The 25,702-nt window shown below is 62.8% G+C and carries 21 protein-coding genes; 17 read left to right on the plus strand and 4 right to left on the minus strand.

Annotation, left to right across the window (positions count from 1 at the left end):
• Nucleotides 1-2: 2 nt before the first annotated feature.
• The 14 genes from PKKP23_RS11705 to PKKP23_RS11770 all read left to right on the plus strand — a co-directional run bounded on the left by PKKP23_RS11705 (nt 3) and on the right by PKKP23_RS11770 (nt 15,528).
• Nucleotides 3-767 carry an ABC transporter ATP-binding protein gene (locus PKKP23_RS11705; protein WP_026121496.1) on the plus strand — a complete coding sequence of 255 codons (765 nt, stop codon included), beginning with the start codon at nt 3-5 and terminating at the stop codon, nt 765-767.
• Nucleotides 768-792: 25 nt separating this feature from the next.
• Nucleotides 793-2,199, plus strand: a complete 1,407-nt coding sequence (locus tag PKKP23_RS11710; protein WP_275094569.1) for an aspartate aminotransferase family protein — start codon at nt 793-795, stop codon at nt 2,197-2,199.
• A 13-nt stretch (nt 2,200-2,212) separates the two neighbouring features.
• Nucleotides 2,213-3,805 carry a gamma-glutamyltransferase family protein gene (locus tag PKKP23_RS11715; protein ID WP_126877004.1) on the plus strand — a complete coding sequence of 531 codons (1,593 nt, stop codon included), beginning with the start codon at nt 2,213-2,215 and terminating at the stop codon, nt 3,803-3,805.
• Nucleotides 3,806-3,851: 46 nt separating this feature from the next.
• Entirely contained in the window at nt 3,852-4,826 is a 975-nt protein-coding gene (gene speB, locus PKKP23_RS11720; protein WP_126877005.1) for an agmatinase, read from the plus strand.
• A gap of 159 nt (nt 4,827-4,985) precedes the next feature.
• The gene (locus PKKP23_RS11725) at nt 4,986-6,107 is read left to right on the plus strand and encodes a porin (protein WP_126877006.1); all 1,122 of its coding nucleotides are present in this window, start codon (nt 4,986-4,988) and stop codon (nt 6,105-6,107) included.
• Between the two features lie 362 nt (nt 6,108-6,469).
• On the plus strand, nt 6,470-8,029 hold the full coding sequence (locus PKKP23_RS11730; RefSeq protein ID WP_126877007.1) for an acetolactate synthase large subunit: 1,560 nt from the start codon (nt 6,470-6,472) through the stop codon (nt 8,027-8,029).
• Nucleotides 8,030-8,070: 41 nt separating this feature from the next.
• Entirely contained in the window at nt 8,071-8,883 is an 813-nt protein-coding gene (locus PKKP23_RS11735) for an SDR family NAD(P)-dependent oxidoreductase (protein ID WP_126877008.1), read from the plus strand.
• A gap of 18 nt (nt 8,884-8,901) precedes the next feature.
• Nucleotides 8,902-9,939 carry a WD40/YVTN/BNR-like repeat-containing protein gene (locus PKKP23_RS11740; protein WP_126877009.1) on the plus strand — a complete coding sequence of 346 codons (1,038 nt, stop codon included), beginning with the start codon at nt 8,902-8,904 and terminating at the stop codon, nt 9,937-9,939.
• Between the two features lie 19 nt (nt 9,940-9,958).
• Entirely contained in the window at nt 9,959-10,474 is a 516-nt protein-coding gene (locus PKKP23_RS11745) for a VOC family protein (protein ID WP_017775043.1), read from the plus strand.
• Between the two features lie 54 nt (nt 10,475-10,528).
• Entirely contained in the window at nt 10,529-11,134 is a 606-nt protein-coding gene (locus PKKP23_RS11750; protein WP_017775044.1) for an amino acid synthesis family protein, read from the plus strand.
• A gap of 27 nt (nt 11,135-11,161) precedes the next feature.
• On the plus strand, nt 11,162-12,040 hold the full coding sequence (locus PKKP23_RS11755; protein WP_126877010.1) for an alpha/beta fold hydrolase: 879 nt from the start codon (nt 11,162-11,164) through the stop codon (nt 12,038-12,040).
• A 3-nt stretch (nt 12,041-12,043) separates the two neighbouring features.
• The gene (locus PKKP23_RS11760) at nt 12,044-13,681 is read left to right on the plus strand and encodes a bifunctional 3-(3-hydroxy-phenyl)propionate/3-hydroxycinnamic acid hydroxylase (RefSeq protein ID WP_126877011.1); all 1,638 of its coding nucleotides are present in this window, start codon (nt 12,044-12,046) and stop codon (nt 13,679-13,681) included.
• Nucleotides 13,671-14,000 carry an NIPSNAP family protein gene (locus PKKP23_RS11765; protein WP_017775047.1) on the plus strand — a complete coding sequence of 110 codons (330 nt, stop codon included), beginning with the start codon at nt 13,671-13,673 and terminating at the stop codon, nt 13,998-14,000. Before PKKP23_RS11760 ends, PKKP23_RS11765 begins: the two co-directional genes overlap by 11 nt.
• 58 nt (nt 14,001-14,058) lie before the next feature.
• Complete coding sequence (locus PKKP23_RS11770; protein ID WP_126877012.1) at nt 14,059-15,528, plus strand: NAD-dependent succinate-semialdehyde dehydrogenase; 1,470 nt, start codon at nt 14,059-14,061, stop codon at nt 15,526-15,528.
• Nucleotides 15,529-15,549: 21 nt separating this feature from the next.
• Here PKKP23_RS11770 and PKKP23_RS11775 read toward each other — a convergent pair whose 3' ends face one another.
• The gene (locus PKKP23_RS11775; RefSeq protein WP_017775049.1) at nt 15,550-16,275 is read right to left on the minus strand and encodes an IclR family transcriptional regulator; all 726 of its coding nucleotides are present in this window, start codon (nt 16,273-16,275) and stop codon (nt 15,550-15,552) included.
• Nucleotides 16,276-16,576: 301 nt separating this feature from the next.
• Here PKKP23_RS11775 and PKKP23_RS11780 point away from each other — a divergent pair, with 301 nt between their 5' ends.
• The gene (locus tag PKKP23_RS11780; protein WP_017775050.1) at nt 16,577-18,034 is read left to right on the plus strand and encodes an APC family permease; all 1,458 of its coding nucleotides are present in this window, start codon (nt 16,577-16,579) and stop codon (nt 18,032-18,034) included.
• A gap of 26 nt (nt 18,035-18,060) precedes the next feature.
• Here PKKP23_RS11780 and PKKP23_RS11785 read toward each other — a convergent pair whose 3' ends face one another.
• Nucleotides 18,061-19,164 carry an ATP-binding protein gene (locus tag PKKP23_RS11785; RefSeq protein WP_126877013.1) on the minus strand — a complete coding sequence of 368 codons (1,104 nt, stop codon included), beginning with the start codon at nt 19,162-19,164 and terminating at the stop codon, nt 18,061-18,063.
• Entirely contained in the window at nt 19,164-19,853 is a 690-nt protein-coding gene (locus PKKP23_RS11790) for a response regulator (protein WP_017775052.1), read from the minus strand. The genes PKKP23_RS11785 and PKKP23_RS11790 overlap by 1 nt, the downstream gene beginning before the upstream one ends.
• A 799-nt stretch (nt 19,854-20,652) precedes the next feature.
• Between PKKP23_RS11790 and PKKP23_RS11800 the strand changes: the two genes are divergently transcribed.
• The gene (locus PKKP23_RS11800; RefSeq protein WP_126877014.1) at nt 20,653-22,413 is read left to right on the plus strand and encodes an ABC transporter ATP-binding protein; all 1,761 of its coding nucleotides are present in this window, start codon (nt 20,653-20,655) and stop codon (nt 22,411-22,413) included.
• A 60-nt stretch (nt 22,414-22,473) separates the two neighbouring features.
• Here PKKP23_RS11800 and PKKP23_RS11805 read toward each other — a convergent pair whose 3' ends face one another.
• On the minus strand, nt 22,474-23,973 hold the full coding sequence (locus PKKP23_RS11805; RefSeq protein ID WP_126877015.1) for a flagellar hook protein FlgE: 1,500 nt from the start codon (nt 23,971-23,973) through the stop codon (nt 22,474-22,476).
• A 282-nt stretch (nt 23,974-24,255) separates the two neighbouring features.
• Here PKKP23_RS11805 and fliD point away from each other — a divergent pair, with 282 nt between their 5' ends.
• Nucleotides 24,256-25,671 (plus strand): flagellar filament capping protein FliD, encoded by a 1,416-nt coding sequence (fliD, locus tag PKKP23_RS11810; protein ID WP_126877016.1) that lies wholly within the window; start codon nt 24,256-24,258, stop codon nt 25,669-25,671.
• The last annotated feature ends 31 nt before the right edge of the window (nt 25,672-25,702 follow it).

Consider the following 25,702-nt stretch of genomic DNA (forward strand, 5'->3'; position numbering starts at 1 on the left):
ACATGAACGCACTATCTGTCGAGAATCTTCACAAGCGGTACGGCGAAAACGAAGTATTGAAAGGAGTTTCGTTGGCCGCGAAGCAGGGCGACGTGATCAGCGTGATCGGCTCGTCCGGTTCGGGCAAGAGCACGCTCCTGCGGTGCATCAACTTTCTGGAATCGCCTTCATCGGGCCGCGTGACGTTGAGTGGCGGCGAGGTGCGAACCTCCATGGACAGGAATGGCCAGATCCGCATTTCGGACCCGGCGCAATTGCGCAAGATGCGCACCAAGCTCGCGATGGTGTTTCAGCACTTCAATTTGTGGGCGCACATGACGGTGCTGGAGAACGTCGTCGAAGCACCGCGGCACGTTCTGAAGCTCAGCAAGGCGGAGGCCACCGAACGTGCGAAGCGCTATCTCGAACAGGTAGGAATGTCGCGCTTTGCAAATGCCTATCCGGCCCATTTGTCCGGCGGGCAACAGCAGCGCGTCGCAATTGCCCGCGCGCTTGCGATGGAGCCGGAGGCATTGCTGTTCGACGAGCCGACGTCAGCGCTCGACCCCGAACTCGTGGGCGACGTGCTGAAGGTGATGCGCGACCTCGCGGAAGAGGGCCGCACGATGATCGTGGTCACGCACGAAATGGGTTTTGCGCGCGAGGTGTCGAACCACGTCATGTTCCTGCATCAGGGCGTGGTGGAGGAAGAAGGGCATCCGCGCGAAATATTGAAGACACCGAAAAGCGGGCGTCTGCAGAAGTTCCTGTCCGGCGCAGTGAAGTAGCACGGCGGGCGGCAAACACATAGTCATTCATTCGTGGAAGAGACGACACCGGGAAGATCCCATGCAAAACCTGAAACAGAACGACATTGATCATTATCTTCACCCCTATACGAATCTCAGCCTGCATCGCGACGTTGGCCCGATGGTGATCGACCGTGGCGAAGGTGTCTACGTCTACGACACGGAAGGCAAGCGCTATATCGAAGCACTGAGCGGGCTGTTTTGTGCGTCGCTGGGTTTTAGCGAGCAACGGCTCGCCGATGCCGCGGACAGGCAGATGAGAAAGCTGCCGTTCTATCACGCGTTTGGACACAAATCGTCGGAGCCTTCCATCCTGCTTGCCGAGAAACTGATCTCCATGGCGCCGGTGCCCATGTCCAAGGTGTTCTTCGCGAATTCGGGATCGGAGGCCAACGACACTGCGGTCAAGCTGATCTGGTATTACAACAATGCGATCGGCCGACCGAACAAGAAGAAGATCATTTCGCGAGTGCGTGCCTATCATGGTGTGACGATCGCATCGGCAAGCCTCACGGGTTTGCCGAATAACCACCGCGACTTCGATCTGCCCATTGACCGCATATTGCACGCGGACTGCCCGCACTACTATCGCTACGCGAATCCGGGCGAAACCGAGGAGCAGTTCGCGACGCGCTGCGCCGAGTCGCTTGAGCAATTGATCCTGAAAGAGGGCCCCGAAACGATCGCAGCGTTCTTCGCGGAGCCCATCATGGCGTCCGGCGGCGTGATCGTTCCGCCCGCCACGTACATGGAGAAGATTCAGGCGGTCCTGAAGCGCTACGACATTCTGCTCGTGGCCGACGAGGTTATTTGCGGCTTTGGCCGCACGGGCAACATGTTCGGCTCGCAGACGTACGGCATGCGTCCCGACATGATCGTGATGGCCAAGCAGCTTTCGGCCGGCTACCTGCCCATTTCCGCGCTGATGGTGAACGATGCGATCTATCGCGGGCTCGTTTCAGAAAGCGAGAAGATCGGTACCTTCGGCCACGGTTTCACGTATAGCGGCCACCCGGTGTGTGCCGCCGTTGCTCTGGAGACGCTACGCATCTACGAAGAAGACGGCGTTCTAGAACACGTACGCAGCGTGATGCCGCATTTCCAGCAGCGCCTGGCCGAGCTTGGCACGCATCCCCTCGTCGGCGAGGCGCGGGGTGCGGGGCTGCTTGCGGCCGTCGAGCTGGTCGCAAACAAAGAGACGAAGGAACCGTTCCCGCCTTCCGAAGGCGTGGCCACGTATGCGGGCGCGCGTGCGCTCACGCATGGCGTGATTACGCGCGCGCTGGGCGACACGTTCAACTTCTGTCCGCCGCTCATCATCACGCACGATCAGATCGACCAGATGTTCGACGGTTCGAAGAAAGCGCTGGACGATACGCTCGCGTGGCGGCAGTCGCTGGCTCATCGCTGAGTTTGGGGGATACATGAGAGATTTCGAACAGCCGGGCCGCTCGCTCGTCATGTCCACGGAAGGAATGGCCGCGACTTCGCATCCTGCTTCCACGCTGGCCGCAGTCAGGATTCTCGAAGCAGGCGGCAACGCGATGGACGCCGCAATTGCCGCGTGCGCCGTGCAATGCGTCGTGGAACCGGGGTCAACGGGGATAGGCGGTGACTGCTTTGCGCTCTATTCGCGGCGCGGCAGCGACGACATCGTCGGCTTCAACGGTTCGGGCTGGGCGCCGGCAGCAGCCAGCGTGGAGTCGCTTCGTGCGCTGGGCGTGTCTACTATCGAGCGCCATTCGCCGCATGCGGTAACGGTGCCTGGCGCCGTGGATGCGTGGGCCACACTGGCGCGCGATCATGGTTCGCTGCCGCTTTCCGAGCTCCTCGCGCCGGCAATCAAGCTGGCGCGAAACGGCTACGCCGTCGCACCGCGCGCGGCAGCGGACTGGGCGCATCAGGCGCAGCTATTGTCGCTGGACAAAACGAGCCGGCGCCACATGTTGATAGACGGCGAGTCGCCGCGTGCGGGCACCGTGCACCGTCAACCGCTGCTCGCCCGCACGTTTGAGGCGATCGCGCAGTCCGGCGCACGAGCCTTTTACGAGGGGTTCATCGCCGAAGATATCGTTGCGCGTTTGCGCGGCATGGGCGGCCTCCACACGATGAACGACTTCGCGCAGTTTCACGGCGAATACGTCAAGCCCATCAAGGCGAGCTTTCGCGGTTACGAGGTGCACGAATGTCCGCCGAACGGGCAGGGTATCGTCGCGCTGTTGATCTTGAAGATGCTCGAACAGTTCGAAGCCAACGACGACCCGCTTGGGGCGGACCGGCTGCACCGCGAAATCGAAGCGACACGCGTGGCCTATGCACTGCGCGACGTGCTGCTGGCCGATCCGCGTAGCCGGCAGATGGACGTGGACGAGCTGCTGTCCGATGCGTCGATCAGTGCGTTGCGCGCGCGTGTCGGCGCAGGCGATGCCATGCACGACAGGCCGCCTGTAAAGCCCGCCGAACACAAGGACACGGTCTATATCTGCGTGGTCGACAAAGAACGCAACTGCGCGAGCTTCATCAATTCGCTGTTTCATCCGTTCGGCAGCGGCATCATGGCGCCCGAAACCGGCGTCATGATGCACAACCGCGGGCAGAGCTTCTCGATGGAGGCCGGGCACCCGAATGCGATTGCCCCGCACGCAAGGCCCATGCACACCATCATCCCCGGCATGGTGACGCGCGACGGCAAGGTGCAGATGACGTTCGGCGTGATGGGCGGCCACTATCAGGCAATGGGGCATGCGCATTTTCTGTCGAAGGTGCTCGACTATGGCCTTGACATGCAGACGGCCATGGACCTGCCGCGCCTGTTCCCACGGCCCGGCACGCGTCTGGTGGAAGCCGAAAGCACGTTGCCGGCTGCGGTGCGCGAGGCGTTGACGCGACGTGGTGTGGAACTGGTTGCGCCGAACTGGGCGATTGGCGGCGCGCAGGCCATCCGCATCGATTGGGATGCCGGCACGCTGATCGGTGCTTCCGATCACCGCAAGGACGGATGCGCATTGGGCATCTGACACGCGCCGTCATTCGCGGCGCCGACACACAACGGCGAGACACATAATGGAAAAGCAGCAAGTCTTGCGCGGCGACGGCGCCATTCGCCGCGAGTCGCCGTATGGCTCTTCGAAAGAGAACACGTACGCGGGTGTCGTGTCGTTCATGCGTCGCCTGTACACGAAGGACCTGACCGGCATCGACCTCGCGATCACCGGCGTGCCGCTCGATATCGCCACGACGAATCGCCCTGGCGCGCGGCTCGGTCCACGCGCGATTCGTGCCGCGAGCAGTCAGCTCGGCGTATTGCTGCCTTATCCGTGGGGTATCAATCCGTTCGACGACTACGCGGTGATCGACTACGGCGATTGCTGGCTGGACGTGCACAATCCGTCCACCGTCAAGGAGGCCATTGTTGCCCACGCCCACGCCATACTCGCCGCGGGTTCGAAAATGCTGACGCTGGGCGGTGATCACTACATCAGCTACCCGTTGCTCGTGGCTCATGCGCAGAAGTATGGCAAGCCGTTGTCGTTGATCCATTTCGACGCACATTGCGACACGTGGCCCGACGATCAACCGGACAGCCTCAACCACGGCTCGATGTTCTACAAGGCTGTGAAGGAGGGGCTCATCGATCCGGAGCACTCCGTGCAAGTCGGCATACGCACGTGGAATGACGACTTCATGGGCATCCACGTGCTCGACGCACCGTGGGTGCACGAATACGGCGTCAAGGCGACGGTCCAGAAGATTGTCGAAATTGTCGGCGAGCGGCCCGCCTATTTCACGTTCGACGTCGACGGTCTGGATCCGGCGTTCGCGCCGGGTACCGGCACACCCGTACCCGGCGGTCTCTCCACGGCGCAGGCGTTGTCGATCATTCGCGGGCTGACGTCGATCGATATGGTGGGCGCAGACGTAGTCGAAGTGGCGCCTGCATACGACCATGCGGACATTACCGCGCTCGCGGCGGCACACGTGGCGAGCGAATTGATCTGTCTGTTCCGGCACCGGGCACGCGAAGCGCAAGGCCGGTGAGCGCGTGCGGCTAGAACGCTGCTGAATTCCGGGCGGTCGGCATCGCCCGGAAGTTTGCAATCGTGTCAGCAATAAATTTAGGTATACAAAATATTCAGACATAAATGTCGCGCGCTTCTGATCGACTTCCCTTGACCACGCAACGACGGAGAAAAAGCAATGAAATGGATAGCATCGACCACGTTGGCATGTGCCGCCGGCATGTGCAGTAACGCCTTCGCGCAGAGTTCGGTGACGCTCTACGGTGTCATCGATGAATCGATCCAGTACACGCACAACACAGGCGGCGCGAGTAACGGAATCAAACTGCAGTCCGGGCAGATGTCCATCAGCCAATGGGGCTTGCGAGGTACGGAAGACCTGGGCGGCGGGCTGAGTGCACTGTTCAACTTGCAGAACGGTTTCAACGTCAACAACGGCAAGATGAACTCCGGGTTGCTGTTCGGCCGCAAGGCTTATGTCGGACTGGCGGGTGCGTTCGGCACAGTGACGATGGGCCGTCAACAGGATACGTTGCAGGATCTCGTTTTACCCATTCAGGGCGACAATTTTCTCGAGTACTTCACCGCGCCGGGCGACGTGGACAACGCGGACGGATCGGTGCGCAACAGTAACGCCGTCAAATGGACGAGCCCGTCGTGGGGCGGGCTGCAGGCCGCCGCGATGTATGGGTTCGGCGGGGTGGCCGGTTCAGTGGGCTCGGGGCAGGCATACAACGCGGCACTCTCCTATAGCCGCGGACCGCTGACGATAGCGGGCGGCTACGCGCACATCGACAATGGCAACACGGTGTTGTCGAAGCGCGGCACGAGCAGCGCTGACAGCATCTTCCTTTCGCCGGTCAACAATGCCTACGCAACGGCCAGCGCGATCAACATCGCTCGCGCGGGCGCAACGTACGCAGTGGGTTCCGTCACGCTGGGCGGCTACTACAGCTACGCCGAGTATCTCGCCGATGGAAACTCGACCTTCAGGAATGCAGAACGCTACAACAACGGTTCAGTGTTTGCAGCCTGGCAGGCTACGCCGGCGTTGTTGTACGAGGTTGGGTACAACTACCTGAAGTCGCACGGCGATTCATCCGCAACGTATCAGCAAGTCACGCTGGCTGCCGACTACGCACTCAGCAAGCGCACGGACGTGTACGGCACGATGAGCTACGGCCATGCGTCAGGCAGCAACGGCGCGGGCGCGGCGCAGGCGGTGATATCCGACGCCTACGTGGACGGAGGGAAGGCAACGCAGGAACTCGTGATCGTGGGCGTACGGCACCGGTTCTAGTCCGCTATGGGAAGTGGGCGCCGGCGTGCCCTGCGCATGTCGGCGCCGCTACGGCGCGGGCGCTTTGCGGCGCATGCAGGCTGGGCGTCCGTCTTCGTCACAACCAGGGGCAGTGTCCGTGCCTTCGTATGGGCTAAGCGTGTACGAGAATCCCACAAAACGGTATTGTAGATAGTTCACCATGTTGGCATAGACGACGGATGGTGCTCACTTAGCCTTCTATGAGATCGAAAAATGTGGGTGATTGAGCGTCAGATCAAACTCCATAGGCTCGATGATTGATTTTTGACAAATCTCCAATTGCGGGATTATAGTCACGCCAACCGAACCAAACCGAGCGTGACCGCATGGAGACACCCAACATGGCCCCCGACCAACGCAACGGCGCATGCGTCGTGCTGGAGACCGCGCGCGATTCGGGCGTGAACGTCTGCTTTGCCAACCCCGGCACGACTGAAATGCCGTTCGTCCGTGCGCTCGATCTGGTGGCCGGCGTGCGGGCCGTTCTGGGGTTGTTCGAGGGCGTCTGCACAGGCGCGGCGGATGGCTACGGCCGCATGGCGGGCAAGCCCGCCATGACGCTGCTGCACTTGGGACCGGGGCACGCGAACGGTATTGCGAACCTGCACAATGCCCGCCGCGCCCGCACGCCCATTCTCAACATCGTCGGCGACCACGCGCGCGCGCATCTGCAGTACGACGCGCCGCTCACATCCGACATCGAATCGTTGGCCCGTCCCGTGTCCGTCTGGTACCGCAGCGTGGCGACCGAAGCCGATCTCGGCCGTGATACGAACGACGCCATCGCCGCGACCATGGGCGCCCAGCGTGGCGTCGCGACGCTCGTGCTGCCCGTCGATCTGCAATCCGTGAATTCGCCTGCATCGAACCCGTCAGGCATACCGAAGATTGCGACACCGTCGTTCGACCCCGCAAACGTCGCGGCTGTCGCGGATCTGGTGGCTGCAGGCGCGCCGATCACGTTTCTGATGGGCGATCGCGCGCTCTCCGCTCGCGGTCAACGGGCCGCTGCCCGAATTGCAGCGGCTACGGGATCGACGTGCTTCAGCGAGACATTCCCCGCGCGGACAGAGCGGGGCGGCGGCCTGCCCGACATCGACCGGCTGCCCTATTTCCCGGAGCCGGCACGCGAAGCACTGGCCGGGCGCCTCGTCGTGCTCGCCGGTGCGCGCGCGCCCGTCACGTACTTCGCCTACGAAGGCATTCCGGGCGAGCTTGCGGCGCCCGAGAACATTCTCACGTTGGCCGCGCCAGGCGAGGCCGCCGACGAGGCGCTGGAGGCGCTGGTTCAGCGCATCGAAGCGGTAGCCGGCGTGCCTGGCGTGGAAACGGGCCACTGGCCGGTGGATGCCGGCCCGCTCACGCCGCAGGCCGTGGGACGCATTCTTTCGAATGCATTGCCCGACAACGCGATCGTTTCGGTGGAAGGCGGCACCTGCGGGTATCCGTTCGTGACGGCATCGGCACGTGCTCGTCGGCACACCATTCTGACCAATACGGGTGGCGCAATCGGTCAGGGTTTGCCGGTTGCGTTGGGTGCCGCGGTGGCGTGCCCGGATCGTCGTGTGTTTGCGCTGCAGTCGGACGGCAGCGCGCAATACACGATCCAGTCGCTGTGGACCATGGCGCGGGAGCGCTTGCCCATCGTCATTCTGATTGCGTCGAACAGACGTTACGGAATCCTTCAGACCGAACTGAAGCGCAGTGGTTTTCCCGACGACGCCCCGAACTCGCGTCGCCTCACGCTGCTCGACGATCCCCCCATCGACTGGCTTTCGCTTGCGCGCGGCTACGGCGTGCCGGCCGAAGCAGTGAGCACCACGCAAGCGCTCGAACAGGCTCTTGCAAGCGCGCTCGCGGACACGGAAGGGCCGCGGCTCATCGAGATGCGCCTGCCTTGAATCTCAACTTCACTACTTCCTGAATCTCTACGGGTTTCGTCATGGATCTGCAACTCAAAGGAAAGGTCGCCTTCATTACGGGCGGCAGCATGGGGATCGGCAAGGCGGTCGCACTCGAACTGGCTCGCGAAGGCGTCAACGTTGCCATTGCGGCTCGCCGCATGGAGCATCTCGAAAGCGCGGCAGCGGAAATTCGCGAGGCGCTCGCGTCGGCCGGCGACAGTGTTGGCGCGATTCTCCCGGTCAGCGTGGACACCACGAGCATGGCTTCGGTGGAAGCGGCGATGGCGGCAACCGTCGAACGCTTCGGGCGGCTCGACATCCTGCTGAACGGTGCCGCGCATCCGGGCGGCCTCGTGCGCGCAGAACTGGAAAACGCGGATCCCGACGGGTTGCTGCAGGACATCGACATCAAGGTGGTCGGCTATCTGCGCTGTGCCAAGGCCGCGGCGCCGTACATGCGTCGCAACGGCTTCGGCCGGATCATCAACATCGGCGGGCTGACGGGCCGCGGTAGCAAGCAGCTTTCCGGCATGCGTAACGTTGCCGTCGTGCACATGACGAAGACGCTTTCGGACCAGTTGGGCCCTGACGGCATCACGGTGAATACGATTCATCCGGGGGTGGTGGAGACTCCGCACATTCATGAGCTTTATGAGAAGGAAGCGCAAAAACAGGGGCTCACAGCCAGTCAGGTGGAGGCCAACTACGTGAAAGCCACGCCGATTCGCCGTGTTTTGCAGCCCGAAGAAATGGGCTGGATCGTGGCGTTTCTCGCCTCGCCGAAGTCCGGCTCCATCACCGGCGAATCTGTGGGCTGCGACGGCGGCCTCACGCGCGGCATTTTCCTTTGACACGAGGAGTATCGATTCATGACCGCAACTGTACTGGTCGCAACGGCGGGGCAGGGCATTCTGCGCTCCAATGACGATGGCAAGACCTGGCATCGTCTCGGGCTCGAAGAACCCATCGAGTTCGACGGCATCGTTCGCGCGCTTGCCGTGGACCCTTCGACGCCCTCGCGCATCTACGCCGGAGCGGACTCGGGCTTGTGCATCAGCGACGACGGCGGTGCGCACTGGCACCGGCCCACAAACCTGCTGAACGGCCTGACGGTGTGGTCCATCGCGATCGACCCCAACCATCCTTCCGTGCTCTATGCCGGTACGGGCGCGCCCTCGCGTGCAGCGCTCTACAAATCGACCGACGCCGGGCTCACGTGGACGCGTGCGACGCCCGAGTTCCCCGAGTTCTGTTCCGGCGTTCATCGTCCACGGCTGCTCACCATCTGTGTCGATCCCGATAACAGTCGCGACGTCTGGTTCGGCCTGGAAGAGGGTGGGGCCTGGCGCAGTCGCGACGCGGGCGCGAGCTGGACGCGCATCGACGGTCCCGGTACGGCGATCCGCAACAGCGACATTCACGCCATCGCCGTGCTGCCCGCCACAAGCGACAAAGCGAAGACCACGGTGCTGCTCACCGTCAACGCGGTCTACGTGAGCGAGGACGACGGCGAGACATGGAACGGAAAACTTTCGCGTGAGCGCTTCGACGGCCTCTACTACACGCGGACCGTTACGCAACTGCCGGGGCCGGACGGCGATCTGCTCATGGCGATCGGCGACGGCACACCCGGCAGCCGCACACGCATCTACCGGTCGCACGACCGCGGTCACGAATGGATCGAGATGGAACTCGACATGCCGCCGAACTCGACCTTCTGGGCCTTCGGCGTGCATGCGGCGCAGCCGCAGCGGGTCTATGCAGGCACCAAATATGGTCATCTTTTCTGCTCGCACGACGGTGGCCGCCGCTGGACAAAGCAATGGCGCGAGTTCAGCGAGATCACGGCGGTGGCGTGGACGCCATTCGAGGCACCGCTTGTCGCTCATGTCCAGTCGACGCATTGATTGAAGAGGGAGACCAGCCATGACGCCTTCGGAAATCGAGGAACGTGTGCGTGCGGCGAATGCATCGGGGTTGCCGCTGCGCACACCGCAGATTCAGAGAACGCACCTTTCGCTCTTCGTGCGCGACCCCGTCACCTCGAGCGAATGGTATGCGCAAGTGCTCGGTATGGCCGAGACGGCACGCAGCGAACAGTGGGTGTTCATGTCGTTCGGCAAGAAGCACCACGATATCGCGCTGATTCGTGCGGCCTCGGACGCTGAACTCGGCACGATCGGCCTGCAGCACTATGGCCTCGAGATTGCCGGCGACATCATGGAACTGCGTCGCCTTTACGGCATGCTGCTGCGGCGCAAGGTGCCCATCGTGAAGATCACGGACCACAAGGTGGGTATCGGCGTGTACTTCACGGACCCGGACGGCAACCGGCTCGAATTCTTCTGCGAGACAGTGAAGGACGACGAAGAAGGAAAGCGCGTGTTGAACCGGCACCACGCGCCCAGTGATCCGACGCAGCTGGAACCGTTGTTCGAATAAGCGCGCGACCGATGTGCCGCACACGTCCCGCCAATAACTTTCGGAGTACTTCAGATGAGCAAGACCGCCAATTTCGAAACCTATCATATTCGCAAGTGGTATACGCAGATCGAAGATACGCTTGCCAACGAGTCCGGTGAACTGGCCGACGGCGAACCGCTGCGCAAGATCGTGATCGCGGCGGTCATTCATAACCCGTACGCCGGGCGCTTCAGCCAGAACCTCGAAGAACTCGTGAACCCCTCGCCGGCATTGGGTGCCGAATTTGCCCGCCGAATCCGCGAGCTGAGTGGCGAGCGCAATATCGAGAGCTATGGCAAAGCCTGTCTCGTCGGCTCGGCCGGCGAGTACGAGCACGGCAACGCATTGCTGACGGCGATATTTGCCGAACCGGTGCGTGAGGCGCTTGGCGGCGGCAAGGCGTGGGTGCCGTCCACCGGCAAGCGCGGGGGCATCAACACGGTCATCGACGTGCCGCTCGCACACAAGGACGCGTTGTATGTCCGCTCGCACTACGACACCGTCACGTGTCTCGTCCCCGACGCTCCTGGCGCCGACGAAGTGGTGGCGATCTTCGCCTTCGCGACGCGCGGCCGTCTGCATGCGCGGCTCGGTGGTCTGAAGTCCTCGGAGATTGTCGGCAAGGACGGGCTCGTCTAAGCGGATCGATGCCCTGGAGAGCGAGCGATGAATACCTTGCCGGTGCAGGAAGGCTGGATTGTTAACGACGGGCTGCGGCTGCGCCATATCAGCTGGGGACGCGAGGATGCGCCGCCCGTCGTGATGCTGCACGGTCTGCGCAGCTATGCGTACACGTGGGAGCCCGTGGCTGCAGCGTTGGCCGATAGTTACCGTGTGATCGCGCTTGACCAGCGCGGCCGCGGTTTGAGCAACTGGGACCCGCATCGCAACTATTACGCCGAGGCCTATGCCCGCGATCTCGAAGTGCTCGTGGACGCGCTCGGGCTGCGCCGGTTCGTGCTCGTCGGTCATTCGATGGGCGGCGCCAACGCGTTCGTCTACTCGGGCAAACATCCTGAGCGCCTGGCTGGGCTCGTGGTCGAAGACATGGGACCCGGCGCGTCGGCAAGCTCCCAGGGTTCGGAGCGCATCAGACGCGAACTGCGCGACACGCCCGATGCCTTTAATTCATGGGATGAGGCCCGCGCATTCTGGCGCCGGCAGCGCCCCAACATTTCGGACACCGCACTGGAGTCGCGCGTTGCGCACTCCCTGAAGACCGGCGAAAGCGGCCGCATCGTCTGGCGGCATGACGCCGCCGGCATCGCGGCGGCGCGCCTTGCGGCAACGCCAGCGCAACTGGTTGATCTGTGGCCGTTCGTGACGGGGCTCGCGATGCCCACGCTCGTGCTGCGTGGAAGCGATTCGGATTTCCTGTCCGCGGCGACGCTGGAAAAGATGGCGGCGGCTTCGCCGCAGATCTGCACTGTGAGCATTCCGCAGGCAACGCACTACGTTCACGACGACCAGCTTGCCGCATTCAACGCGGCGCTGCGTGCGTGGCTCGATCATCTGAACGACGCGGTATGGCGCGAGGGGGCCTGAGCGGTGAAGACGGACAACACATACAGGCCGTCGGTCGTCATCGTGGGCGCCGGGCCCAATGGTGTCGCGATGGCGAACATGCTGGGGCTGTACGGCATCGCCACCGTGGTGATCGAAAAGACCCCGCAAATCGTGGAGTTTCCGCGCGCGGTGGGCATCGACGACGAAGCGCTACGCCTGTTCCAGACCGCAGGACTCGCAGACGAACTCTGCCGCGACATCATCCAGAACGTGCCGCTGCGCATGTTCAAGGCGAACGGACGATGCTTTGCCGACATCCGGCCTTCGGGGCGCGAATTCGGTTGGTGGCGGCGCAACATCTTCATGCAGCAGCTTGCGGAAAAGACCTTGCGTGCGGGGCTCGCGCGCTATCCGCACGTCTCGCTTCGCTTGAGTGAGGAAGTGGTGGACCTGCAGCAGGACGACACAGGCGTGACGCTGCGCGTTCGCCGCGTAGACGGTGAGACGTACGCACTGGAAGCCGACTATGTCGTGGCCGCGGACGGCGGTCGCAGTCCGCTGCGCGAGATGCTGGGCGTGAAGCTGGAGGGCACGACCCATCCCATCAAATGGGTGGTGACTGATGTCAGGAACGCGGACATGGACCAGCCCTGCACGGCACTCGTGTGCGATCCGCGCCGGCCCAACGTCTGTGTGTATCTGCCGTTCAACTACCGACGCTGGGAATTCCTCGTCTTTCCTCACGAGAACGAGGAAGAGATCGCTACTCCTGCATCGATCCGACGATTGATTGCGCCGTACGTGAGCAACGTCGACGAGATCGAGATCGTGCGCGCGCGAACCTACACGCACCATTCGCGCATCGCCAGTCGATTTGTCGTGGGCCGTGTCGCATTGATCGGCGATGCGGCGCATCTGACACCGCCCTGGATCGGCCAGGGCCTCAACGCGGGTCTGCGTGACGTCGGCAATCTGGCGTGGAAGCTGGCTGGCGTCGTGCAAGGGCGCCTGCGGCCCGAGGTGTTGCATACCTACGAGTCCGAACGGCTCGATCACGTGCGCGCCATGATCAGTCTTGCCGACACCTTCGGGGCCATGCTCATGCCCACGAATCGCGTGGCGGCCTGGCTGCGCGACAGTTTCTTCAGCCTTGCGCGCTTCGCGCCTGCTCTGCGCAACTACGTGTTGCAGATGCGGTTCAAGCCCATGCCGAGCTACACGAACGGCGTCGTGTTGCCGGGCACTTTGGGCACTTCTGTCGCGACGGGCAGGATGATCGTTCAGCCCGACGTGGAAACTGCGGACGGCGTGCGTCGCAAGCTGGACGACGTACTGGGTCCGTGGTTCGCCATCATCGGCTGGCGTTGCGATCCGCTCGCGCATTTGTCGGCTGACGACCGGAGCTACTGGCATGCGCTCGGCGTGAAATTCGTTCAGGTGAGTCGTTCGCGCAGCGGGGTGTCCCGTGAAGACCGCGTGGACAGCGCATATGGCAGCGAGTGTGTAGAAGACGTCGATAACGTATTGGCGGAGTGGTTCCATCAGCACCCAGGGCCTATCGTGCTCGTACGCCCTGACCGTTACGTCGCGGCGCAGACTGACGTGGCAGGGCTGGCCGATCTGGCCAGCCGCTTTCAGGCGTTCGCGTCCCCACAACTGGAGGAAGCCGATGTTTGTTGAACAGCGTATCTACACGCTCGTGCCGGGCGGCACAGCGGAATATTTGAGGCTGTACGCGGAGCACGGCCGCGAGGCGCAGGAGCGCATTCTTGGCACGATGCTCGGTTGCTTCACGACCGAGGTCGGCCCGCTCAACCAGCTTGTGTATCTGTGGGGCTTCGAGTCGCTTCAGGACCGCACTGAACGCCGCGTGCGACTGATGGCCGACGCTGCATTCAGAGATTTCCGCGGCAAGGTGCGCCCTCTGCTCGTGCGGCAAGAGAACCTTATTCTCAAGCAGGAAATCGGTGGCGTGCTCGCGCGCCGTCCGCCTCAGTAGTGTCTGGTTTTAGCCTGCGTGATCGAGGTGCTTACATTGAAACCCGCTGAATACGCCTATGCCAACGAATGTTTCTGCATCGCCGGCGCATGAGTCGGCCTACCCGTCGCTTTGCTTCTATATCGACGGGGTTTTCCATGCCGCCGGCCATCGCCGCACGCGTCCTGTGTTCGATCCCGGAACGGAGCAGGTCATCGGAGAACTTCCACTCGCCGATACCGACGACGTTGCGTGTGCCGTGGATGCCGCCCATCGCGCCTTCGAGCGGTGGAAACGCGAGTCGCCACTCGCGCGTTCCGACATTCTGCGCAGGGCAGCCGCGTTGATCCGCGAACGTGCGGTCGAGATTGGTCGCCATATCACGATGGATCAGGGCAAGCCGTTGCAGGAGGCGATAGCGGAGGTGGCGTCGTCTGCCGAGCATCTTGAGTGGCATGCCGAAGAGGGGCGGCGCATCTACGGGCGCGTCGTGCCGGCCCGCTCGCCCGACGTGCAGCAGACGGTGCTGCGCGAACCGGTTGGCGTGTGCGCCGCGTTTTCGCCGTGGAATTTTCCGTTCAACCAGGCGTTGCGCAAGATTGCGGCCGCGCTCGCCTCGGGCTGCACGCTGGTGTTGAAGGGACCGGAAGAAGCGCCCAGTGCGATCGTCGCGCTGGCACGCGTCTTTCACGACGCGGGGCTGCCACCGGGCTGTCTGAACGTGCTGTGGGGCGTGCCGTCCGAAGTATCGGCGCAACTCATCGAATCTCCGAAGGTGCGCAAGATCTCTTTCACGGGATCGGTGCCCGTCGGAAAGCAACTGGCTGCGCTCGCGGGTGCGCACATGAAGCGCATGACGATGGAACTGGGCGGACACGCGCCCGTGATCGTCTGCGACGACGCCGACGTGGCGCGCGCCGCCGCCATGCTGGCCGCCTACAAGTTTCGCAACGCCGGGCAGGTATGCGTTTCGCCCACGCGTTTCTTCGTGCAACGCCGCGTGTACGAGCGCTTCGTCTCGGCATGGCTCGACGCGATGGCGACCATTCGCGTGGGCCACGGCCTCGAGCCCGGCGTCACGATGGGCCCGCTCGCACATGCACGGCGGCTTGCCGAAATGGAAGCCTTCGTGAGCGATGCGAAAGCAAAGGGCGCGGAAATCGCGGCGGGCGGCACGCGGCTCTTCAGTCGCGGCCATTACTTCGCACCGACTGTTGTGCTGGCGCCTCGCTCCGATACGTGGTTGATGTGCGAAGAACCGTTTGGTCCCATTGCGGCACTCGTGCCGTTCGACGAACTCGACGCGGCGATTGACGAAGCGAACAGGCTGCCTTTCGGGCTCGCGTCTTATGCGTTCACTACGTCGTCGCGCAACGCGCATCGCATCAGCCGAAACCTGGAGGCGGGCATGGTCAACATCAACCACTTCGGCATGGGCCCGGCGGAGATTCCATTCGGCGGGGTGAAAGAGAGCGGCTTCGGTAGCGAAGGCGGAACGGAGACCTTCGACGGCTATCTGGTCACGAAATTCGTTACGCAGCTCAACTGAACGACGACGCGTGTCGACGGTTCAGATGGCTTGCCCGATGCGCGTGGCCGCGTCGACGAGCAGTTTGCCGAGCACGCTCTGGTCGAACAGCGAGAAATGCTCTTCGCGAAACACGAGCGACACGCTGCTGTTGATGTCGCCGTTGCTCGCGGCAGCAATGGGCGCGGCAATACCGACGAACCCCTGGTCCAGTTCGCCGCGCGAAAGGCAGTAACCGCTCTCCACGATGTGCTGGCAATGCCGCCAGAATGCGGTCCAGTCTTCGAATTCGCCCATTTCCGCGCGATGTCGTTCATGTAGACGTTTGAGCCGGGTACGCGACATCGAGGCGACGATGGCTTTCGAAGACGCACCATGAAAGAGCGGCATGATGCGTCCGCGCCCGAAACCGAGTTGCAGGTTTTCTACGCCCGTTTCGTGCAGGACGTTGATGATCTGTTCGTCGTACAAGGTGGACACGAGTGCGTCACCGCCCGTCAGCTGCGCGAGTTTCTGCACCACAGGTGTGGCGGCCATGAGCATCGGGTCCGACTGGCGCATGTTGTAGTCGAGATGGATGATGCGCGGCCCCAGCGTGTAGGCGCCGTTGTGGCTCACGAGCAGGCCGACGGAGACCAGTTCCTTAACGTAGCGGTAGCACGTGGTTCGCGAGAAACCCATGTGTTCGGCGATGCCTTCTGCCGTCATCGACATGGCCGAAGACGAGAAGACGTCAAGGATGGAGAGCATTTTGGTGAGGCTCGACATGAACGGTCCGTAGCGAAATGTATTGTGCAGAAAGGCCGTAGCAAGGGCGGCTGCGGTCAGTTTCGACCTTACCCGGCAGGCTCATATTGCGGGATTTCAGCAGGGAAATTTCGATTTATGGCGTGGTAGTTTATCGCCAATCCTGCATTGTGCCGATTCGGGATAACAGCGCGAAAAATGGACTTCTAATATCGGGTTCGTGTAGCCGGATCGTCAGCGGGCGCTTCGCCTCGCTCTTCGGCAGCGGATCTGCGGGCGGTGCGCTGGCCCGACTATACCGACACATGACGGAGGAGACGTAATGCTTCAGCAGACGCAGGCCCCGCATCCCGGGCTCAGGCAAGGTGCCTTGAGTATCGGATTCATCATCTTTTTCGTCGTCTCGGCGGCGAGCCCGTTGAGCGTGCTGGCGGGCGGCTTTCCGATCGGCATCATGCTCGGCAATGGACCCGGCACCCCCGCGCTGCTGCTCGTGACGCTCGGCATTCTGCTCACGTTCTCGGCCGGCTATACCGCGATGGCGCGCCACGTCACGAATGCCGGGGGTTTCTACGCGTTTTCGTGCCGCGGCCTGGGTGGCCTTCTGGGGGGTGGCGCAGGCATGCTCGCCATGTTCTGCTACAACATTCTGCAGATTGGCGTCTATGGTCTCTTCGGCGCGGTTGTTTCGGACACCGTTTCAACGGCTTTCCATCTCGTGTTGCCCTGGTGGGTCTATTCGTTCATGGCGCTGGCGAGCGTCGCGATACTCGGGTATCGGCAGATCGATCTGTCGGCGCGCCTGCTCTCCGTGATGGTGACCGCCGAGTATCTGACCATTCTCGTGCTCGACGCGTGCATCCTGCTGAAAGGCGGCGAAGCGGGCGTCAATCTGGATGCCTTCAAACCCGCGGCCGTATCGAGCGGTTCGCCTTCTATCGGGCTGTTGTTCTGCTTCGCCGCGTTCATCGGCTTCGAAGCGACCACGATCTACGGCGAGGAAGCACGCGACCCGAAGCGCGCCATTCCCATTGCGACATTTGCGGCCGTGCTGCTCATTGGCGCGTTCTATTCGCTTTCGCTGTGGGCCATGGTGGTGGGGGCCGGCGCGAACAAGATCGTTCCTGCGCTGCAAGCCATGCAGGATCCGACTACGTTCATCTACGGCCTTTCCGACCGCTATGCGGGGCATGGCCTCACGCAGGTGATCCGTGTGCTGTTCATCGTGAGCATCTACGCCGGGTTGCTCGCCTTTCATAACTCCGCGGCCCGATATTTCTTTGCCAGCGGACGCGACCGTTTGTTGCCGCAAGTGCTCGGACGTGCACACGGGCGACATCAGAGCCCGCACGTCGGCTCGCTGCTGCAATCGTTCATTGCAGCGGTTGTGGTGGGCATATTCGCGCTGCTGCACGCAGACCCGGTGCTCCAGTTGTTCGCCTGGCTCTCGAACGTGGCGACGCTATGCGTGATCCTGCTCATGGCGATTACCTCGGCAGCCGTGATCGGCTTCTTTCGTCGGCGCTCGGGAATTCATTCCGCCGCGCGCGAGAGCTGGGTACGTACGCAGGCATTGCCCGCCGTCTCGTGCGTGCTGCTGACTTACGTGCTCATTACAGCGATCAGGCACTTCGATGTGTTGACGGGCGCGAGCGGCTGGCTGGCCGACGCGTTGTGTTCGCTCGTGCCGCTCGCGGTGCTGCTCGGTGTGGCGTTGGCCGCGCGGCTGCGTCGGGTATCGGCGGAGCACTATCGGCGGCTGGGCACGTACACGCCTTAAACAGGTTCCGCACGCTGCACGCGGTATCACGGTTCGGGAAGCGGCGCGCGCGGAATATCGATTTCGAAGATACTGCCGCCCACGCTCGATTGAACGTAACGTACCTCGCCGCCGTGAGCCATGGCGATGGCTCGCACGACGGACAAACCGAGCCCGGATCCTCCGGACTCCCGCGAGCGCGATGCGTCGCCGCGTGTAAAGGGATTGAAGGCGTGGCGTGCGAATTCCGGGGTGAGGCCAGGGCCTTCGTCCTCCACGCGCAGCACCACATGCGTGTCGCGGGGCTCCACCTCGATGCGCAGCCGGCCAGCATGCGCATAGCGACGTGCGTTATCGAGCAACGCGAGCAACGCCTGCCGGATTCGCGGACCGTCGCAGCGCAGGATGACGGGCACGATATGGAGTTCGACGCGAAGGCCGGCTTCCTCCAGCGCCGGGCGGATCGAATCGACGGCGTGCTCGACTTCGGCGCCGATCTCGGTTGGCTCAATGCGCATTTGCATGCGGCCGCTGTCTTGCAGCGTGACGACACGCAGGTCTTCCACCAGACGCGAGAGGCCCTCCACCTGAAACAGCAACCCACGGAACAGCGCTTCGTCGGGGCGGAATACCCCGTCGCTCAGGCCTTGCAGGCGACCCTTCAGGATGGTGAGCGGCGTACGCAGTTCGTGCGCGATGGCGGCGTTCCAGGCGGCCATGTCGGCGGCCATGTCCTGCAGTTTCATTGCCATCGTGTTGAAGTCGTCTACCAGATGCGCCGTTTCGCCGAGCGAACGATCGCCTGGCACGGCGCGGGCGGCGAGGTCGCCTGCCGCGATGCGGCGTGCGCCCTCCGCGAGCGAATTGAGCGGAGCGAGAATGCGCCTCGCGAGGCGCAAGGCAATGATGACCGCGACGATAAGCGCCACGAGCAGCAGCGCGGCGAAGATCAGGTAGTCCGGCGCCTGCGGGATGAGCATGTCCTCGGGCGGCCCCGGCGGCAGAGGTATGAACGTATAGAGCAAACCGTAGATCACGAACGAACCCACGAACGCGATCAGCGTCGTGATGACCGCGACGAGCCCCATCGACATCACGATCTGCCGGCTCAGCCGGTTGCGCTGCGGCATCGGCCCTTCTTGAGTCGGCATCAGCTTTCCATGAGCCGGTAGCCGACGCCGCGCACCACCGACATCATGCCTGGTGCACCGCCCTGGTCGAGCTTCTTGCGCAGGTTGCAGACGTGGCTGTCCACAGTGCGTTCCAGCGCGTCGCCACCGGGCAGGCAGGCGTCCACCAGTTCGCCGCGGCTGAATACGCGGGTGGGCGACTTCGCGAGGTGGGCCAATATCCGGAACTCGGTCAACGTGAGCGCAAGCGGCGCTTCGCCGGCCTCGCTCACCACCTTGGCCACGTATCGCTCGGTATCGATTTCGAGCTTGCCGGCGCGTAGAAGCCCTGGCGAGCGCGAAACGCCGACGCGCCGCAACACGGCGCGCACGCGCGCGACGACTTCCACGGGATTGAAGGGTTTGACGATGTAGTCGTCCGCGCCAAAACGCAGACCCTGCAGGCGGTCGATGGCCTGATCGAGCGCCGTCAGCATGATGACGGCCGTATTGCTGCGGCGACGCAATTCGACGAGCACTTCCCAGCCGTCCTTCTTCGGCATCTTGACGTCCAGCAGCACGAGGTCCGGCTTCAGTACGGGGTGCACATCAATGGCGGTTTGCCCATCGGTCACGCGGTAGGTGCGAAACCCTTCGCGCACGAGGTACGCATCGAGTATTTCGGCAATTTCCGGTTCGTCTTCCGCAATCAGGATCAGCGCATTGTTCATGCTTCTATCTCGGGTCTCGACAGCGCGCATTCGGCTGCTTACGCCTGTAATGCTGGCACAGGGCGGGGCGTCGGTTAATGGTCTCCACGGAATCTCAATGGTATCTCAACACTCTTTGGCGGCCACGCGCCTAAGATGGGCGCACGCCTGTATCGCGGTCAATGCGTGGTACGAAACACGGCAGGAATGCTGCGGCAGGTCAGACAAAATATCGGAAAAACGATACGAGGTGCGGGGATGCGATTTCGCAGGCGGGATGGTGTCGTTGTCGAGGCCAGCCGGTGGTTTTTTCCTGAAAAGCACCCTCGGGTTCAGTCTCGCGGCGGCAAGTGGATGATCGCGACGCCCGACGGGTGGCGCGAAGTGAAGGCAGGCGACTGGATTCTGACGGATAGCACCGGCAATTCGTGGCCCATGTCGAACCTTTCGTTTTGCCAGGTATATGAGCCGATGCGTGAGCCCATGTGCGAGCCAATGTGCGAGCCAATGTGCGAGCCAATGTGCGAGCCAATGTGCGAGCCAATGTGCGAGCCGAAGCGCGACCCCGAAGTCTGATGTTGTTTGCCTGAGGCTCCGGGCGTTGGTCCGTGAGTATCGGAGCCTCCCTGGCCAGCCCTGCGGGTTGGCCTTTTTTCTTTGTGCGTCCGGATCGCCATAGCCGCTATATGGGTGCGCTGTATGAGCGGCCGTGGCGCGACTCTTCATCGAATCTCCATCGAACCTCCATGCGCTGTGGCGACAGCCAACCGAAGATGCACGTGCTGACGAAACGCGTCAGTTCGTCAACCTGAGGTGTTCCATGAGTCGCCACGCGCCTGCTGCACGGCACGTTTTCCTGCGCAGAGTACTTGCGCTTTTCAAGCCCTATTCGCTTCAGTTTGCCGTCGTGCCGGCATTGATGGTGTTCGCCTCCATTGCGGGCGTGGCCAACCCCTTCATCATCCGGCGCATCATCGACGAAGCGCTTCCGCAAGGCAATTTCCGGCTTCTCCTGGGTCTTGCTGCGGTGTTGGTCGCCATCGCGGCGGCTACGGCCGTGGCGAGCACCATTCAGACATTCGTTTCGACCCGGATCGGGCAAGCCATCATGCACGACCTGCGTGTGCGCGTGTATGGGCATCTGCAGAATCTGTCGTTGTCGTTCTTCACGAACACGCGGTCGGGCGAAATTCAGGCACGCATTGCCAGCGATATCGGCGGTCTGCAGGCGCTCGTCACGCACACCGCGGTCGAGGCCGCCCGGAATGCGAGCGTGGTCGTCATGACAGCAATCGCCATGCTCGTGCTCGACTGGCGTCTTGCGCTGCTCTCGTTCGCCGTCATACCGGGCCTTGCGTGGCTGCAATACCGGATCGGCCTCATGCGTGAAGCTATCGTGCACGAGCAGCAGGAACGCATTGCCGATTTGTCGTCGACCATCCACGAGTCGCTGTCCGTTGGCGGCATCGTGCTTGCGCGTACCACGGGCCGTCTTCGTCATTTGCTAGGCGGATTCACCCGCACGTCGCGCGACGTGGCGCACCTCGAGGTGCGCTCGCACTCCGCGGGGCAGTGGGAATGGAGCCTCGTCTACTTCGCGCTTTCCGTGTTGCCGGCACTCACGCTGCTTGCCGGCGCGGCCTTCATGGATTTCGGTATGGCAATGACCATTGGCACGCTGGTGGCGATGATCACGTTGCAGGAGCAATTGTTCTGGCCGCTTGAAGAAATTCTTGCCGCGAGCGTCGAATTGCGCACCGCCCGCGCTCTGTTTGCGCGCATCTTTGAGTACCTGGACAAACCCGTTGGCATCACGGAACGTCCGCATGCCGTGACGCTGGTGCGCACCGCGATGCACGGCAACGTGCGCCTTGAAAACGTGACGTTTCGCTACGAAGGCAGCGACGTACCGGCGATTCGCGATGTCAGCATCGACATCCCCGCGGGGTCCCACGTGGCTATCGTCGGACCCACCGGTTCGGGCAAGACCACGCTGGCCTATCTGCTGGCGCGTCTGTATGACGTGGAGGGCGGAAGCATCACTTACGATGGCGTCGATGTGCGCGATCTGAGCTTTGCATCGCTGACGGAGATGCTCGGCGTAGTCACGCAGCAGCCGTATCTGTTCAACGCATCGGTTGCAGATAATCTGCGTTTCGCGAAACCGGACGCCACTGACGACGAACTCGTGGCCGCCGCGCGCGTGGCCCAGGTCCACGACCTGATCGCCTCGCTGCCTCAAGGTTACGCGACACGCGTGGGCGAAGGCGGCTATCGCTTTTCGGGCGGCGAAAAGCAGCGCCTCGCGCTTGCGCGCACCGTGCTGCGCAATCCGCCTGTTCTGCTGCTGGACGAAGCCACCAGCGCGCTCGATACGCGAACGGAGCGCCTGCTCGCAGAAGCGCTTGCCGCGCTGGCGAAGAATCGCACGACCATCACCATCGCACACCGGCTCTCGACGGTGCGCGACGCGGACCAGATCATCGTGCTCGACAAGGGGCGCATCGTCGAGCGCGGCGACCACGACAACCTGGTCGCACGCTCCGGCATGTATGCCGAACTCGTTGGATCGATGAGTTGAATTTCCGTCGTTCCTGCGCGCGTTTGCGGCAGGAACGACTCGCGCACGTCTTGCGGCGCATTAGATGTTCATGAGCGTCTGATCGACCATGCGCTGTGTCTTGATGGTCTGCGCATTCGCCTGGTAATTGCGCTGCGCGGTGATCAGCTTGACCAGCTCGTTCGTCAGATCGACGTTCGAGTTTTCGGTTGCCCCGCCTTGCAGCGTGCCGTGGTTCGTCGAACCCGGTGCCGATATTTGCGCGACGCCGGAAGACGACGTCTCCTGAAACTGGTTGTTGCCCAGATTCACCAGTCCGTTCTGGTTCGCGAAGTTGGCGAGCGCGATCTGGCCCAGCGCCATGGTCTGTCCGTTCGTGTACCGGCCTGTGAGCGTGCCGTCGTTGCCTATCGTGAAGCTCGTGAGCTGTCCCGCCGAATAGCCGTCCTGCGCCAGCGCGTTGATGCCGTCCTTGCTGCCGAACTGCGTTGTGCCGCCAAGCTTCAGCAGCAACGGTTGCGGCGTGGCGGAACCGTTGCCGTTCGTCACGGAGAAGTTGAACGCAAGCGCCGTGGTGGTCGGTTTTCCAGAAGCGTCTACCGTACCAGTCAGATTGCCCGACGTATCGAACTTCGCGCTGCCGATGGGCGTGCTGGGCACGTTGCCCGGCTGGCCTGCGTACACGTCCCACATGCCGGCGCTTTTCTTCACGAAATACATCGACACCTGTTGCTGGCCGCCGAGCGAGTCGTATACGGGCACCGACGTCGAGAAGTTGTACGTGGCGCTGTCCGCGGCGTTGAAGGCAATCGGGTTGGGCGTCACGGTGACCTTGTCGCCCGCTGCCGCGACGCCGGTGAGCGTGACGGTTTCACCCATGCCGAGTTTGATCGGCGCATTGGCGGCGTAGCTCAGTCCCGTTTGCGATGCGCCGGCGCTGGACGTCAGGTTATAGGTGGTGGGGCTCGTGAAGGTCAGGGTCCACGTGTCCGCGTTGGTGCCTTGCGTGCCGTCCGTGATCGTTGCGCCTTTGCTCGCGAGCGCGCCCGAGGCGGTGACGGTGGGCATGCCGAGCTTGAGCGCATCGTGCGCGTTCAGGTTGAGGCTCGCCGTGATGGTGCTCGTGGCGGTGGGCGCAATGTTCGTCGTCGGCACCTTCAGCGCAACCGTGTTCGCGGTTTCCACGATGCCGTTCGCGTTGGCCGCATAACCCATCAGCTTCAGGCCGTCCGCGTTCGTGACGAAGCCGTTGCGGTCGAGTTGGAACACGCCGTCGCGCGAGTAGGTGAGCGCGCCGTTGTTCGACATCTGGAAGAAGCCGTTACCGTTGATGGCAACGTGCAGCGCGACGTTGTCCGTCGTGATGGTGCCTTGCGAGAAATTCTGTTCGACGCCGGCGAGCCGCGAACCGAGTCCGATCTGGTTGTGCACCGCGGTGGCGACCGAATTTGCATAGATGTCGGCGAACTGCGCCTGGCCGTGCTTGAAGCCGGTTGTGTGCGCGTTCGCAATGTTGTGGCCGATCACGTCGAGGTCTTTCGATGCGCCTGCCAGTCCGCTCAGTCCTTGCTGGTAACCCATGATGGTCTCCGTTTCCAGTTGAAGCCGCCCGCGTTGGGATGATGCTGGCGACCATCGAAGGCCGGCCGCCCGGCTGCGAACATGCTGAGGTGGAACGCAGCGGCGCACAACGGCGTTCATGGAATCTCGACGGTATCTCGACGCGCAGGCGTCGCGCGTTGCATGAGAGGCGGGTCAGAAGGCGAAATTCATCAGATATCCATAGAAACTCGACGGAGCCTCAACTGAAGCATGCGTCACTAGCGGGAGCAGGAACACACACCGTCTGACAGGAGCATGCGCATGACGACGACCGCCCCTTCCTCGAGCGATACCGGCGCATTGATCCGGCAAGCAACGCAGTCCGTGATCAGCGGCGCGACCCGCTCGTCCATCGACGTCGATACGCTGGTGGCCGCGCTCGTCACCGCGAAGACCGCGGGCCAAGCTGGCATGCTCAGCCGGAAGCAGACCGCGGACAACGTGGAGCTTTCGGCGGTGGGGAAGATTCAGGCTGCGCTTGCCTCGCTGCAATCCGCGTTGCGCGGCTTCACAGACGGCACGGCGCTCAACGCGCTCACGGTGGCCGTGAGCGGAAGCGGTCTGAAGGCGACGGTCAAGACGGGCGCGGCGACCGGCACGTACAGCGTGGCGGTGACCAACATTGCAACCGCCAACAAGATTTCGTCGCAGGCGTTCGCGCGCGATGCGAGCCCTGGCAGCGGCACGCTGACGGTCGGCGTGGGCAGCCGCACGATGCAGATCAACGTTGCCACGGGCAGTTCGCTCGCGAGCGTCGCGAAAGCGATCAATGCGGCCGCAGACAACCCGGGTGTTTCGGCCGCTATCGTCACCGCGACGGACGGCCAGCATCTCGTGCTCACGGCAAGGCAGACCGGCGCTGCAAGCACGATTTCGATATCGGCTGGCAGCGGTCTCAGCGCGAAGCTCAATACGTCGGCCTTTACGCAAATCACTGCGGGAAAAGACGCGAAATTTTCCATCGACGGCAATACCGTAACCAGCGCAAGCAACACCGTCGAGGGAGCGCTGACCGGCATCACGCTCGCACTGACCGCAGAGGCCGTGGGCACCACGCAAACCGTTTCGGTCGAGCGGGATACGACAGCGTCAACGAAGGCCATTACCGATTTCGTCGCCGCCTACAACCACTACATCGCAACGGAGAAGAGCCTGACCTGGGATGCGTCGCAGCCTTTGGCTTCGCGCGCGGGGCCGCTGCTGGGCGATGCGATGACCAACGCCATCACCAATCGGTTTGGCAGCCTGATCAGCGGCGGTGTCGCCGTTGGAGGGCGAACGTACAGCCTCTCGTCCATCGGCATCGACCTGCAACATGACGGTACGCTTGCCGTGAACGCCACAACGCTGCAAAAGGCGCTGACGGGCGCGGGCTCCGCGATGTCGGCGTTGTTCAACTCGACGAACGGCATCGGGGTGAAGCTGAATACGTTCATCGATACGTACACGAGGCCGAGCGGCACGTTCGATCAACGCACGCGCACATTGAACGCCGACCTGGGCAAGCTGACGGACCATATGACGCAGCTCAAGCACTACCAGGACACGCTGAAAGCACAGTACAACGCGCAGTTTCAGGCGCTCAACGTGCTCATGACCACCATGCAGAACAACACCCGCTATCTGAACCAGCTGTTCGGCGGGGCCGGCATGCCGGGGACGCTGCATCGCCGGTAAGGCGATGCGGGTTCAATAGAAGCGGAGCAAG

Origin of the sequence: Paraburkholderia kururiensis JCM 10599 = LMG 19447 (assembly GCF_003986935.1) — a bacterium.
Classification (GTDB): Bacteria; Pseudomonadota; Gammaproteobacteria; order Burkholderiales; family Burkholderiaceae; genus Paraburkholderia; species Paraburkholderia kururiensis.

Excerpts from the sequence above, each read along its gene's own strand:
- PKKP23_RS11705 (WP_026121496.1), top strand. The coding sequence starts at position 3 with ATGAACGCACTATCTGTCGAGAATCTTCACAAGCGGTACGGCGAAAAC.
- PKKP23_RS11715 (WP_126877004.1), top strand. The coding sequence starts at position 2,213 with ATGAGAGATTTCGAACAGCCGGGCCGCTCGCTCGTCATGTCCACGGAA.
- speB (WP_126877005.1), top strand. The coding sequence starts at position 3,852 with ATGGAAAAGCAGCAAGTCTTGCGCGGCGACGGCGCCATTCGCCGCGAG.
- PKKP23_RS11725 (WP_126877006.1), top strand. The coding sequence starts at position 4,986 with ATGAAATGGATAGCATCGACCACGTTGGCATGTGCCGCCGGCATGTGC.
- PKKP23_RS11730 (WP_126877007.1), top strand. The coding sequence starts at position 6,470 with ATGGCCCCCGACCAACGCAACGGCGCATGCGTCGTGCTGGAGACCGCG.
- PKKP23_RS11735 (WP_126877008.1), top strand. The coding sequence starts at position 8,071 with ATGGATCTGCAACTCAAAGGAAAGGTCGCCTTCATTACGGGCGGCAGC.
- PKKP23_RS11740 (WP_126877009.1), top strand. The coding sequence starts at position 8,902 with ATGACCGCAACTGTACTGGTCGCAACGGCGGGGCAGGGCATTCTGCGC.
- PKKP23_RS11745 (WP_017775043.1), top strand. The coding sequence starts at position 9,959 with ATGACGCCTTCGGAAATCGAGGAACGTGTGCGTGCGGCGAATGCATCG.
- PKKP23_RS11750 (WP_017775044.1), top strand. The coding sequence starts at position 10,529 with ATGAGCAAGACCGCCAATTTCGAAACCTATCATATTCGCAAGTGGTAT.
- PKKP23_RS11755 (WP_126877010.1), top strand. The coding sequence starts at position 11,162 with ATGAATACCTTGCCGGTGCAGGAAGGCTGGATTGTTAACGACGGGCTG.
- PKKP23_RS11765 (WP_017775047.1), top strand. The coding sequence starts at position 13,671 with ATGTTTGTTGAACAGCGTATCTACACGCTCGTGCCGGGCGGCACAGCG.
- PKKP23_RS11770 (WP_126877012.1), top strand. The coding sequence starts at position 14,059 with ATGCCAACGAATGTTTCTGCATCGCCGGCGCATGAGTCGGCCTACCCG.
- PKKP23_RS11775 (WP_017775049.1), bottom strand. The coding sequence starts at position 16,275 with ATGTCGAGCCTCACCAAAATGCTCTCCATCCTTGACGTCTTCTCGTCT.
- PKKP23_RS11780 (WP_017775050.1), top strand. The coding sequence starts at position 16,577 with ATGCTTCAGCAGACGCAGGCCCCGCATCCCGGGCTCAGGCAAGGTGCC.
- PKKP23_RS11785 (WP_126877013.1), bottom strand. The coding sequence starts at position 19,164 with ATGCCGACTCAAGAAGGGCCGATGCCGCAGCGCAACCGGCTGAGCCGG.
- PKKP23_RS11790 (WP_017775052.1), bottom strand. The coding sequence starts at position 19,853 with ATGAACAATGCGCTGATCCTGATTGCGGAAGACGAACCGGAAATTGCC.
- PKKP23_RS11800 (WP_126877014.1), top strand. The coding sequence starts at position 20,653 with ATGAGTCGCCACGCGCCTGCTGCACGGCACGTTTTCCTGCGCAGAGTA.
- PKKP23_RS11805 (WP_126877015.1), bottom strand. The coding sequence starts at position 23,973 with ATGGGTTACCAGCAAGGACTGAGCGGACTGGCAGGCGCATCGAAAGAC.
- fliD (WP_126877016.1), top strand. The coding sequence starts at position 24,256 with ATGACGACGACCGCCCCTTCCTCGAGCGATACCGGCGCATTGATCCGG.